General features: G+C 38.5%; 9 protein-coding genes. 1 reads left to right on the forward strand and 8 read right to left on the reverse strand.

What is annotated here, in order from left to right:
- Positions 1-104: 104 nt before the first annotated feature.
- The 8 genes from C7B82_RS08625 to C7B82_RS08660 all read right to left on the reverse strand — a co-directional run bounded on the left by C7B82_RS08625 (position 105) and on the right by C7B82_RS08660 (position 10,780).
- Entirely contained in the window at positions 105-1,463 is a 1,359-nt protein-coding gene (locus C7B82_RS08625; protein WP_106255891.1) for a glycosyltransferase, read from the reverse strand.
- An 867-nt stretch (positions 1,464-2,330) separates the two neighbouring features.
- Entirely contained in the window at positions 2,331-3,353 is a 1,023-nt protein-coding gene (locus C7B82_RS08630) for a glycosyltransferase family 2 protein (RefSeq protein ID WP_106255892.1), read from the reverse strand.
- A 221-nt stretch (positions 3,354-3,574) separates the two neighbouring features.
- Positions 3,575-4,576 (reverse strand): glycosyltransferase family 2 protein, encoded by a 1,002-nt coding sequence (locus tag C7B82_RS08635; protein WP_106255893.1) that lies wholly within the window; start codon positions 4,574-4,576, stop codon positions 3,575-3,577.
- A gap of 10 nt (positions 4,577-4,586) precedes the next feature.
- The gene (locus C7B82_RS08640; RefSeq protein ID WP_106255894.1) at positions 4,587-5,555 is read right to left on the reverse strand and encodes a glycosyltransferase family 2 protein; all 969 of its coding nucleotides are present in this window, start codon (positions 5,553-5,555) and stop codon (positions 4,587-4,589) included.
- A gap of 34 nt (positions 5,556-5,589) precedes the next feature.
- Entirely contained in the window at positions 5,590-6,570 is a 981-nt protein-coding gene (locus C7B82_RS08645; protein ID WP_106255895.1) for a glycosyltransferase family 2 protein, read from the reverse strand.
- Between the two features lie 167 nt (positions 6,571-6,737).
- Positions 6,738-8,003 (reverse strand): lipopolysaccharide biosynthesis protein, encoded by a 1,266-nt coding sequence (locus C7B82_RS08650; protein WP_106255896.1) that lies wholly within the window; start codon positions 8,001-8,003, stop codon positions 6,738-6,740.
- Positions 8,004-8,031: 28 nt separating this feature from the next.
- Positions 8,032-9,330, reverse strand: a complete 1,299-nt coding sequence (locus C7B82_RS08655) for an O-antigen ligase family protein (RefSeq protein ID WP_106255897.1) — start codon at positions 9,328-9,330, stop codon at positions 8,032-8,034.
- Positions 9,311-10,780 (reverse strand): GumC family protein, encoded by a 1,470-nt coding sequence (locus C7B82_RS08660; RefSeq protein WP_106255898.1) that lies wholly within the window; start codon positions 10,778-10,780, stop codon positions 9,311-9,313. The genes C7B82_RS08655 and C7B82_RS08660 overlap by 20 nt, the downstream gene beginning before the upstream one ends.
- Before the next feature lie 1,082 nt (positions 10,781-11,862).
- On the opposite strand from C7B82_RS08660, the gene C7B82_RS08665 reads away from it, so the two are divergent.
- Entirely contained in the window at positions 11,863-13,239 is a 1,377-nt protein-coding gene (locus tag C7B82_RS08665; RefSeq protein ID WP_106255899.1) for a glycosyltransferase, read from the forward strand.
- Positions 13,240-13,387: the final 148 nt, after the last annotated feature.

The raw sequence follows: 13,387 nt of genomic DNA on the forward strand, positions 1-13,387 counted from the left end.
GTAAAGCCCTGATGTATTTCCCCAGGCAATTTTTGCATTATCCTCGTGAAGGTAACCTAGTGTAAAGACCATTAAGCCATGGCTCGTTAAAGAGGAATATGCAATCAGAAGCTTTCACCACTTTTGGCTACACCTGCTAGTACATCTTTGTAAAAGTTGTATTTCAGTTTAGAGACAATTGCTTGAGAACAGGTTGATTTAATAGAATCTTGAGCATTTTTGCAAATTAAAAATGTGCGTTTAATATCTTTTAGAAGATAATCAATCGACCATAAAAAAGCTTTTTTATCATTTGCAACTAAGACACTTTCCATATGCTTGACATTAATTCCTGCAAGTGAAAATTCGGTAGCAATAACTGGAAGACCCTGAGCCATTGCTGTAATTATCTTAGTTTTCAAACCAGCACCGATAGTAATAGGAGATATGCTAATGCTATTCTTTGAAGCCTCGTATAAATTATCTACATACCCAACAAAGTTAACTCCGCCTGGATGTTTTTTGTATCTCTCAACTGTTTTTTCATCCCACTTTCCAATAATGTGCAGCATCAGCCCAAACTGTTCGCGTACCTCCACTGAAACTTCATTAATAAACCATTCTGCTGCCTCTTTATTTGGATAGTGACTATCACCGCCAACAAAAATGAGCTTGTTGGGCATCTGGAATGTGTCCACGCTAATTTCCTTAAAATCTTCATCGAAAACAGGAAAAGGCATGGTAGAAAACTGTATCCTCTTGCTGGCTTCTCCCAGAGCTACTTCTAAGGTAAAAGTATCATGATCACTAAAGGTTGAAATAGCATCAAATTCACTAAGAAACGCTTTCTTAATACGATGATTAAAGTTATATACATAATCAGCATAAATTGACTGGAGTTGCTTCTCCTCAATATGAGATTGAATCCTAGCCAATCTAGACTCATGACTCAAATATACTTTTTTAACATGATCTGGAATAATTGTGACTAGACTGAGATTTTCGACAAATTCTATTTGGACAAGGTTGATTCGCTCGATCGAGATAATTTCAAGCAGCTTATCAACAAAGGATTGGCTAAGGAGGAGATATGGGTTGCTAGATGAAGAGGCATAGTCTCTAGTAAACCTCTCCCGGTTGGAAAGCGCCCTACCTGTCTTCACAGAGAAGACAGGCAAATAATTCATCAGTTGGCTTAATCCATTTTTGAGCAATCGAGCAGCACTAAGAAACCTCTTTCCCCCTTTGTTTGCCAAGCGACCTTTACTTGAGAGAAAATTGGAGTCTCCCAGCTCGTAAATCTTTACATACGGTAGAAGCTTACTTAATTCATGTAGATTTTCTCGCGTAATTGAATGGTTTTCTGGCAACAACAAACTGACATTACATAACTTACTTAGATATTCAAGTGTTGCAAATTGGGCAACACTCGCGCCGTTATTACAGGGATAATTCAAGTAGGAAGAAACAATCAAAATGTTCATAATAGTTTTTTATAGAGATGATAAGAGGCATGGACTCTCCATACTGACAAGGAGTTAACCTCGCAGCTAAAACTATTAATGAAGGCGAAACCTTATGGGATACGTTTAGCTGGAAGATGCTACGCATATATTATAAGAATTTTACAGTATTTTGCCTGTGCTCTTGTTCGTACTTTTGATACGGCAAATGGCTTAAAAATGGTTTTTGTCAAAGTTTTTAGAGAGTCATGTGAAATATTAGATGTATAAAAAGCAAAACCTTCTCTTGAAAGTATTATAGGAGAGGAAACTTAGTGAGGGAGCATCCCGCTTTGGCAGATATATCCTTTTGCCAGATGACAGCATAAGGTTTCGGAATGTTCGACAGTGTTTTTACAAAAGTGGGGTACTCCTCTTAAGTGATATAGTCAGAGTCAAAATTTTGGTTGAAAACAATTCCAAATATTCAAATATTTTTCAGCTTAGAATGGGTTATTCTCCGTACAGTACATTATCTCTTATAAATCTAGAAGTCTTTCAATATCTACTTTTCAATTAAACCAATCATGAAAAGCGATAATACAAGAGTCAATAAGTTTACTCCGATTTCTTATGCATTAGTATATCTTTACATGCTCTAGATCTAGATCTTCTCAGCATAAGAATAGCTTGATGACAATCAAAGTACATTAAGGGCCGACGGTTTCTTGAGTAAGTTCTCTAGGTTCTCCCGACTTTACGCTGATAAAGCAACCTTATATCAGACTATCACTAGGTTTCAGCCATTGATCGGACAGCATTTCGTAGCCTCTTATACGATTTCAGCCACATATCCGGAAGAGCCGTTCTCTATGATCGCGTCGCACGCTAAGCGAACGCTCATACTGATTACTTTGTTTGATCTTGAATTAGACGACGCTTTTGATTCGTTTCTGTGGTCTTGAGAGCAAGTCCTTCAAGCTGGTAATAGAGAGTTTGAGGCAAAAGCCAAAGGAGATAAGCCGCCGCCCAAGTTAATAACGTGCGTCGGGGCTCTTCTAAAAGAATTTGCCAATGGTTTTTTAAGGCTTGGTGAAACAGCTTGACTGCCGTTGAACCATCTCTCAGTGTAATAGCTCTACGAGCAAGATAGCGATATTGGTAGGCTCTAGCTGGACTTTCCCATTGTGCAATCAAGGTTGGAGCATAAGAACGTGTCTTTTCAATCACTTTTTCCCAGGAGTCTAGTTGTTTAAAGACACTTGCTGACAGTCCGTTTGAGTTCACTCGATACAAAGTTAATGCTTCAGGAATCCCCTCAATTGTCCACTGTGTTTTAATTGCGATACGGAACCAGCACTCAATATCTTCAGATGCGCGGAACCGATCATCAAAATAGAAATATTCCGTATCACCATAAAGATTCTCTTCAAATTTAATCTCTTCAAAGACCTCACGACGAATCACTGGAGCTGAGCCATTGCTAATTGGATTACGGCAAAGTAAATTAGGAATAGTGATTCCCGTCAGCTTAGGCATTTGGTAAATACCAAGAGGTTCCCCTATTTCATTAATAAATGCAGATCGGCTGAAGCTAATCCCTACCATTTTTGAGTGCTCTAAGTGCGCAACATGCTTCTCAAGTTTTTCAGGAGCCCACAAATCATCACCATCTAAAAATGCTAAATAGTCTCCTTGAGCATTACGTATACCCGTATTCCTAGCTCCTGCCAAACCACGATTTTTTTGATGGATTATTCTAATCCTAGAATCTACAAATTCCCGACAGATGTCGATACTGTGATCGCGAGATTCATCGTCAATAATAAGCAATTCAAAATTTTCATACGTTTGAGCTAAAACCGACTGTACAGTTTTAGAAATATATCGTTCAACTCCATAGACAGGAACGATCACAGAAACTTTTTTCATTGCTTTGACTCCACACAAAGTATCTATCCTATCAAAAGTTATAAGCTTCTTCTAAGTTCGATATTCGAAGATTTACAACCAGGAAAAAGAATCATCTCAAGCCTTCTAAAGATTAGCCTTTCATTCTAGATGTTATTTGTATTGCAAATATTTTCCGAGAAGCCTCCTAATCCAATTTCTTTATTTTCATTTTAAGATAGGTGATAATTTTCTTAGGTCAATCAACGCTTTTGAAAAATCATTGCTCTACTTGAAACAATAGACTCTAAATAACAATATATTGATTTTGGGATAAGCCAAACCAAATAAGCAGCGATCCATGTTAAGGTAGTAAATCGAAAACCTTCAAACAAAATGCACCAATGTGTGAATAGTGCTCGATGAATCAGATCGACTGCCAGGGCTCCTTGGTGTAAACGGACTGCTCTACGTGCAAGATATCTCAATAAATGTGCTCTAGATCTATTTTCCCAATGAGAAACGAGTTGAGAATCGTAGGTACGAATTTTTTCTATTACCTGATCCCAAGCCTCTATATTTTTAAGTAGGTTTGACGATACTCCGTGAGGATTGACTCGATACCGGGTTAACACTTTAGGAATGCCTTCAACCTTCCAGGTTGTTTGAATAACAATGCGTAGTAGGCATTCGAGATCTTGAATCATACGAAAGTGTTCATCAAAATAGCAATCTTCTTCAAATCCATGAATATTGTCTTGAAATTTAATTGCTTCAAAAACTTCTCGTCGGTATACAGCAGCGGAACCATTCCCAAGCGGGTTTGAGAGCAACAAATCAGACACCAAGATATTCTTAAGTTTGGGTTTCTGACGAGATCCTAGAGATTGTCCTGTATCATCAATAAAATCAGATGGACTAAAACTTACACCCAATCCTCCACATTCTTTTAGATGCTGAACATGCATCTCTAATTTTTCTGGTAGCCAGATATCATCTCCATCTAAGAGCGCTATATATTCGCCCTTTGAATGGCGGATTCCAGTATTAGAAGTTCCAGAGGGACCACGATTCTCCTTGTGGCAAAAGACTTGAATTCTTGGATCATTAAAATTCTGGCATATCTCCACAGTCTTGTCAGAAGAAACATCGTCAACAATCAGAACTTCGAAATTTTGATATGTCTGATCTAGAACAGACTGAATTGTGTTTGAGATATATTTTTCGACATTATAGACTGGAATGATAACGGAAACTTTCCCCATAAATATCCTCCTAAATAACAGCCTTTCTTTTAGCAGCACGAAGCCTGCTAATTTGCTTAAGTAAAGAGTTAGCACGTTCAGGAGAAAGAATTAATATCAGTAACAACTTAAAAGTTAAAATTCTCATGCTTTTACTCAATAAACTTTTAGGGTAAAGTTTAATTGATTTATACAGCATTCTGAAAGCTTGTTTAGCCGCTTCAGTACCCGACACATGAGTTAAACAAAGCTGAGCTAAAAATTGATTCTTATTAGATAAACTCTGATTTTTAAGTCTCTTTAAGTCAGGTGGAGCTTTCTCAAAAGCTTTCTCAATAACGATGAGATGGTTTTTATCCATCACATCAATTTTAGATGACATTGCCCCTGAAGATTGACGATATAAAATTTGTGATTTAGGAACTACAACAAAAATCCAATCAGGTGCAACACGCAACCAATAATCCCAGTCCTCACAAGATTTAAGAGTCGAATCAAAGACTCCTACAGCCTCAATCGTCTCTCTTCGCAACATTATATTAGAGCCGCTCGCGATAAAATTACTTAGTAGCATTTCACGATAAACATTGCCTTCAAAAGACACGGATTTTCCAGGATGAAAATTTTCACCTTTCTCATCCATCACTAAAGTCCAGCTGTAAACCGCGCCTGCCTCTGGACAGTTTTTTAATGCTGCTACTTGCAGCTCCAATTTGTCAGGCGTCCATAAGTCATCAGCATCCAAAAAGGTAATAAATTGCCCAGTCGCTTGGGCAATTCCGCGATTTCGTGCAGTGGGTAGCCCAGCATTGCCATAGGAGAAGACCTTTAGCCGTGAATCTTGAATGCTACCAAGCAACTCTAAGGTTTTATCTGTAGATCCGTCATTGATGACAATCAACTCAAAATCCGAGAAAGTCTGCCGCTGTACAGACGCGATTGTTTCTAGGATAGTACGCCCACTATTATAAGCTGGAACAATAACAGATACGGACGGCATATTAACTTACCTCTGGATACTATGATTATTTATATTAGTGACTCTCATGCTTTAGCCTTGGATCACCAATATTACGAGCTACACCAATTAGTTGAATAAAGTATTTAGTAACTTTTGGAGAGAACAGCTGCATTATTAAGCATTTTATTATATATCTTTGAGTTAATCTACTCAATAAAATATTAGGGTATAAGCGAATTGCCATTTTCAACTTTTGACCTGCCTGTTGAACCTCATAAAGATTAGTAATATCAGCTAAATACATTCCAGCTAAATACTGATACATGATAGCTAAGCTTTGATGTTTCAGATTCTGCAAACCTGAAGGGGCTGATTGAAACATTTTATCAATAACAAAAAGGGTTTCCTCCTCCAACACATCAATTTTGGACGACATTGAACCTGAGGTTTGGCGATAGAGAACTTGTGGCTTGGGAACTACAACAAAGTTCCAATGAAATGCTAATCGCAGATAGAAGTCCCAATCTGCACAATATGCAAGCGTTGGATCAAATCCTCCTACTGATTCAACCGCTTGCCTGCGAACTAGAAGATTTGAGCCATTAGCAATAAAATTACTCCGTAACAGCTCTGTATAAACATCGCCTGTAAACAGAGGGGAGTGACCCACCTCAAAACGATCCCCCCCCTCACTCATATTACAAGTCCAACTGTAGGCGACTCCCGCTTCTAGATTTTGTTGTAAAGCTATTAGCTGTAGCTCTAATTTATCAGGTGTCCATAGGTCATCGTGATCAAGAAAGGCAATGAACTCTCCAGTAGCGTGAGCAATACCGCGATTACGGGCAACTGATACTCCACCATTTTCGTAAGAGAAAACCTTTACACGTGGATCATTAACTGCATTCAACTGCTTTAAGGTATCATCGCTTGAACCATCGTCAACCAAAATCAACTCGAAATTGGCGAAAGATTGGTTCTGTACAGAAGTAACTGTTTCTAAAATAGTGTGTTCAGCATTGTAAACAGGAACAATGATAGAGATAGTTGGCATTTTCAAGTTTCTCTTTCCTAAAAAATACACAGTGGTCTAATGAGTAACGCCTAACAACTGATAGAAAATCACCACTAATGAAAGCACCGCTTGAGGAGATTTTTTGGGCGAAATTCTGAACATTAAACGTAAAATTTAGCTTTACTCTTCATTTTTAGCTCCGGTTTTTATTTGGCAAAAGGTGAATTCGGACGAAGGACATATCTAGTAGCCCAAAAGGTGAAGATTGGCATTGCTACTATATGAGATACGAGTACGGCTACCGCTACTGTAAATATTCCCGACTTCATAGCAAAAATTAGAAGTACTGCTAAGAACACAGTAAAAATCAGATTCCACTTAAGATCGATATCCGTTTTATCCACTGCTACAAGCAAAGCTGAAGCGGCTATAGAAAAAGGACGAGGTAGAGCAGAAAGGCAAATTACTATTAATATTGGAATTGCCGCAATCCACTTTTGACCAAACACAATCGGCACATAAAAAGGTGCCAAACTTGATTGTAAAATCACAAGTGGAACGATGACCAAGGCAATTGTTCTAATACTACTAAAATACTTATCTTTAAATTCATTAAAGTTACTACGGACAGAACACAAATAAGGAAACAAGGGCCAAGTAAGTACATTAATTACATTTAAACTAATTCCTAGTCCAGCATTGAAAGCAAAATAGTAAACTCCTAGAGCATCAACTCCTAAAAATGTTCCAACCAGCAGATAGTCTAGATTAGCTCTCAGTTTATCCAGCAACTCAACACCAAGAACATTTTTACCGAAATTAAAGACTTCACGCCACCGATACAACGTAAAGTTTTTCTTGGGACGCCAAGAGTGAGATTTATAAGCAATTATTATCCATACAGGCGTGGATAGTACAACTGGGAATACGATTGCCCACATACCCATACCTAGCAAGGCTAAAACTATTGTTGAGAAATTACCAATGGCTGATTGTATTGTAGAAGCTAATGCTGTAACGCTATATCGGTTTTCTCGATTTATTAACGCCATCTGAATTGCAAAAAATGGTAATAATAAATATTCTAAGGCAACAATACAAATAGGCAAAATAATTTGGTTGTCTCTATAAATCCAAGCGATTGGAAAAGCTGCAATACACTGAACAACAAAAAGCGAAATACACAGCATCCAATTCAGCCAGTACGCTGTATTGCTGAAAATTTCTACATCCTTTTGGTCAGCTTGGATCAGCTTACCTGCGACTCCAGATCTAAGAGTAAAAACAGATGCAAATTCTTTCGTCGTTAAAACAATTGCTGCTAATCCATAGTCGTGGGGACTTAGGAGGCGAGCAAGAATTACTGTTGTCCCTAGCCGAAAAATACGATTGGCTAATTCCCCTACTCCCAACCAACCAACGTTTTGTACAAATGGACTAGACAGTTTCTGCTTTAAATTGTTGATCGACATTAATTTTCTCTATAAAAGTTATTACTGTTTATGGGTTGTCTAAAATAGCATTAGGCTCTTTTTTTAATTTGCTTTTATCAACATAACTAGAATCTCTCTTTAAAGCAATTCCAAGAATCATTAAGGCCGGCCAAAAAAGGTACGCTAAAGCATCCAAACTCTCGCCAGACGAGAAAAAAAGCATAACTAATAAGAGGGTTAAACCAAGCCTTGCTATCTTATTTTTCTGTGCTTTTACTAATAAGCTGATTAAGGTGCATATAACTGGTACTAGGAAAGTAAACAAACCGACTGTGCCATGCATAAACATAAGCCCTCCCCAGGTAGTATGAGAGCCTATTGGCATATTTTCTAGTGCTTTATAACTCGCCTCTTGATTTCCATGTCCCCATATGGGTGCTTCTTTTGATCGCTCAAAAGCTACTTCAACGAGTGCCTTGCGAATTTTTGTAGATGATGATCTAGAGCCTAAAACAGTTTCTGTTAAGTCTTTAACGGTCAAGAGAATTTGAGCACTGAAAATACTAAAAGCAAAACTTAAAAAACCTAGACAAATTTGTATCTTTGGTTTCCAGAAATTTGTTAAGAGCCAAACTCCAATCAAAATTAGTGGTACGGCAATGTAAGCTAATCGAGAAGATGATCCAGCGCACATGGCGATAGCTCCAAATGCTCCAATCCATTGCCACCTTTTATCAGGCTCTTGAATGGCTAAGAAGAAGTAAAGTGTAGCAGCAAGTCCAAGTGCAGGTGCCCACGGAGCAAATAGCGCTAAGCGAAGTTCGTGATTATATTCTGTATAATGATATAGCGCTACGTTGTAGTAAAGTTTTCCATTTTGAATGACCCTTTCAATCGGGGAAGAATAAATTAGAGAGGGTAGATGTATGAAGTAAGCTAAATAGCTTAATGGAATAAAAACTAAACTCTGCAGACAGAGCATACATACAGCTCTATAAATAAGTTGTGGTCGAATATTAAGGCAACCAACGAAGGGGAATAAGGCAAGTAGTGCCCAAGAAATAAACCACCCTATTACTCCTCTGATATAGTCGTTTTTAACAGAACCAAAATCCTCTAATCCAACAACTCTAACAAATAGCATTATGAGCATAGAGACTAACCAGAACCATATTTCCCATGGAACTCTGATTTGTCTTTCAATAGGGGTATCTTCCAGTTGGCTCCAAAGTCTTTTACACAGATAGACAAATAGCACCCATCCTAACAGTGCATTAACTGGAAGTAACAGACCAAATATGTAGAATATATAGGTTCCATTTATGGAGTACCAAACCAATCGCTCTTCAAAGTTCTGAGGCTTCATAGTTTGCTATTTGTTTTACTCCAGCTACTTTTTTATTAGCCAGTTCGATCCCACGCCGTTTGTATGAAAAGATCAGCATTAGACCAGTAGCTGTCAAAAGAGAAGAAACTGCTGTACCGAGAAAAACCAGCTTCTTTTTTGGTGAAACGGGAATATCAGACAAACTAGGCTCTGCAAGAAGTTGAACCTCTGGGTAAGAGCTTGTAAGGGCCGATTTGCCAAGATCTGAGTTTGCAAGAGTTGATGAAAATACAGCTTCATAAAGTCTGTACTCGCGTTTGAGAGCTTCCAATTTAGATCCCGACTGCGCTGATATTGTTAGTCGCGCTTCAAACTCAGCAACTTGCTGATCCAATGCCTGAACATATGCTTGAAATCCTTGTTGCTCTGCCTGGGCTGTAACTATATCCTTAAAAAGAAGTTCTCGAGCTGTACTAGGTTGCTCACCACTACCAATATTGAGTTGAGCCAGAGTGGTTTCATTCATAGAGTGACCTAAGACAGATCGACTCCGCTCTAATAGAGCAACTTTAACAGCATCAAGCTTGCTTTGCTCTCGGGCGACAGAGGGACTTTGAGGTGTATATCTGGAAGCAAGAAGAGCCATGTTTGCAGTTGAGGTGGTGTAATCCTTTAAGTGGCGCTGAAATATTTGATCTGATTTGAGCATGAAAGCATCAGATGCCTGTGATGTGCTGATGTCTAGATCTGTTGACAACTGTCTGAAGCGAGCGCCAGTCTGCTTTAATTGTGCGATTCCTTCTGCTCTTTTCTTCCGTAATTCTTCGATCGCATTTGAAAGCTGTTCAATTTGAGTAGCTGATGCTAATCCAGAACGAATTTGATACTCAGCGACACGTCGTTGAGCGTCTGCAAGCTTCGTATGGGCGCTATCTAAAGCCCTTAATGCTTTTTCTTCTCGCTGAATAACTTCTTGATTCCTAAGCTCATTGAGTCGTGATTGAAAAGCTTTATAAAACGCGAAGGATTTTTTCTGCGCTTCTCCAGGGCTTGCTCCGCTAATTGAGAAACTCATCAACGTCGTGTTATTGACTATTTTGATCCTGGGTTGACCGAGCTCTTTTGAAGTCATATTGAGCTGAGCTGCAGCTTTTTGTTGCACCGCTTCACTCGTAGCTATAAACTTGTAATTTTCTCTGGGATCCTGTGCTGGATTTGCATAGGGAGATATTTGTTCGGTAGAAGCAGTACCAGTATCAGGCAAATTTAGCTTCGTATTGGCTGTGGTTCCAGGCAAAGTAAGAGTCCAGTCGCTAGCGTAGGTTGGACGCGTTTTACTTACATAGAAGAAAGCCAAACTCCACATAATAGCGCTCGCAGATATCCCTGCCAACAAGTAAGGGAGGTAGTGAACTTGAGGTTTTGTTGATGTCTGCACATATTCAGATTTATTGAAAACACCAGTCATCAGCCTTAAAAAAGTTTGCATGATACCTTTTCACTTTCATGTATAGTTACGTACAAACAAATATGAAAACGATCTAGTTACTTTAAGAAAATCATGTCAAAATATTGGCTATTCTGTATCACGGTTCACACGAACTTTCGATATTTTGGCGTTATGTTCTCGAAGTGGTTTCGAGTGTTGCAAGAAGCAAGTTTAGATGAAGTAAATCCTTATCTTTGCTGACTTAGAGACGATTTAATGAAATCAAGCTGATACTATCCTAAATATTAACCTGGCAATTTTAAATGTGCAATTGGTAATACCGCATAATTTTGCATCAGGTATTTCGTGGATGATGCAATGAGCTACCTAGCCTGTGAGGGGGTGTTGAGATTCTTACGCTGCTAGAGATTTAGCTTTTAACACCTCCTGCAAGATACCTAAAGGCTGTAAGCGATAAGCCAAGATTCTTACTGGAAGGCATATCTACCACAAACTACTTCTTTTAGAGGTATATCACCTCTGAGAGTATACGGAACTAAAACCCTACGCAAACCCTGCAAATCTCACAGAAAATCCATAAAAGCTTCCGCTTGATAAGAGTTCGGTGAAGTATATGGTAATACTCAGTAGTTTATGAGAGAAATTTAGCAGGGTGTTCGAAAGGCCACACTTACCCAGGATTTCTACATACCTCTAACTTAGCTTTGAGTCAATGACAACAGCTCTATATCAGCCAAATTGCTGAATAGGCTTTTAAGAAGGTTGTATCTTTTTCATTCAGAATGCTGCCCCATTCGTAGTTGGCTTTAGGTAAACCTAAATAGTCTTCTAGAAACCATTAAGTATAAATACTGGCGATCACAGTACAAACACTGGAGTACATCGATCGGTACAACAAATGTTGTAGCAAGAATTTAACTCCTTGCAAATTCGATACTTCTGAGACTTCATGCCATTCCTTGAGCTTTTAGCGAGTGACATGATTCTGCTGCGCCGTGGTCTTGAATTTATAGGCCTTTGAACTGCAGCGTATCAGCTCTTTATAGTTGAGAAGCTTTGCAGGCCTTGCTATAGCAAAGCAATTATATATCTCTGCTATCGATAATTTTAGGTGAGTCAGTATGATTTTAGTTACTGTAGGAACAGAGCAATACCCCTTTAATCGCTTAATGAATTGGTTGGATTTATTAATAAGAGATGGAGTAATTTCTAAAGATGAAAGATTGATTATTCAGTATGGTTCTTCTACTAAGATTCCATTTCGATCGGAAGCTTTCGAACGGTTACCTGAACCAGAATTTAAATCATTACTGGAGCAAGCGAGAGTTGTTATTTCTCATTGCGGAGAAGGATCAGTAATATTACTAGAATCTCTTAATAAACCTTATCTTTTGGTACCACGGGCTCGCCGTTTTGGTGAACATGTTGATGATCATCAATTAGAAATGGCTGAGTTTTTAAAGAAGCAAGGAATTCCCATAGCTGAATGTCCTGGCGATATAGCCCGATTTCTTTCGGAACCAAGATCTTCAGGAATCAAGCTAAATCACAGTGAGGATGAGCTGTGCCAAGTTCTAGCCAACGATTATGACTTCAATCAGCATACGAAAGCCATGCTGATTTGTTCTTCTGGCGGTCACTTTAAATATGCACAGGGTCTCAGACCACTCCTAGATAAATTTCAAAAAGTTTGTTGGGTTACGTTTATGACAGGCACAACAAAAGCACAACTTTCAAATAGTGGCGAGTCTATACACTGGGCTTATAGTCCTACAAATCGAAATCTTCTCAACTTGATTCGAAATTTGGCTCTGGCTGTTAGAGTGTTAAAGCAGGAACAGCCCGACATCGTCATTTCGACAGGGGCTGGTGTTGCGGTACCGTTTTTACTACTGGCCAAATTTATTTATCGTAAAGAGACAATATTTATAGAATCGAAAACTCGAGTATCCGACCTAAGTTTGTCAGCAAAACTACTATATTATGCTTCGGGTTTTAGCAAACTGATTGTTCGCAATCAAGCCATAGAAAGCTTGTATCCAAAAACCAAGTATATTGGTATTGCTTCAGCAGATAAAATTATTGATATACGAAAAGTTTTTACATCTAGAGCTGATAGAGAGAATACCACTCTTACAAAAGTGAATGGCATAGCCATTATTAAAGCTCCAGACTATTTAGGACTGGATGAAATTGATCGGTTCAACTATACTTTTCAATCGGTAAGCGAATTATATCCAAAAAAAATTGTGATTGATCTGAGTTCAACTACTTCAATTGATATCGTAGGGATAGAAGCTTTGAAGAAGAGCTTGGCTATTTCTAAAGCTGCGAAAATTAAGCTAGCACTCTGGAGCGTTAATCAAACAGTGCAGTCAGCTTTATCGAAGTCAAACCTAAAGAAATCATTTGCAATTGAAACTGAAAGTTTAGCAACAACTATTGTCCGAAACAAGGTTAACTCACACGGCCGTTTTCAGCTGGCTAGAGCTCGTTAGAAGCTAATTGATTGCCGAAGGAAGTCTTGCCCAAGTGGTTATGATAAAAAGTAGTCAAATTAGCAATGCTAATACCGTTTTAATATGAAGCTGCGCCAAATAGGGCTTCGAGAATGAAATTGTAGGCGGTCAACGACGCAATCGTTTC

The organism is Stenomitos frigidus ULC18, assembly GCF_003003795.1.
GTDB classification, from domain to species: Bacteria; Cyanobacteriota; Cyanobacteriia; order Leptolyngbyales; family Leptolyngbyaceae; genus Stenomitos; species Stenomitos frigidus_A.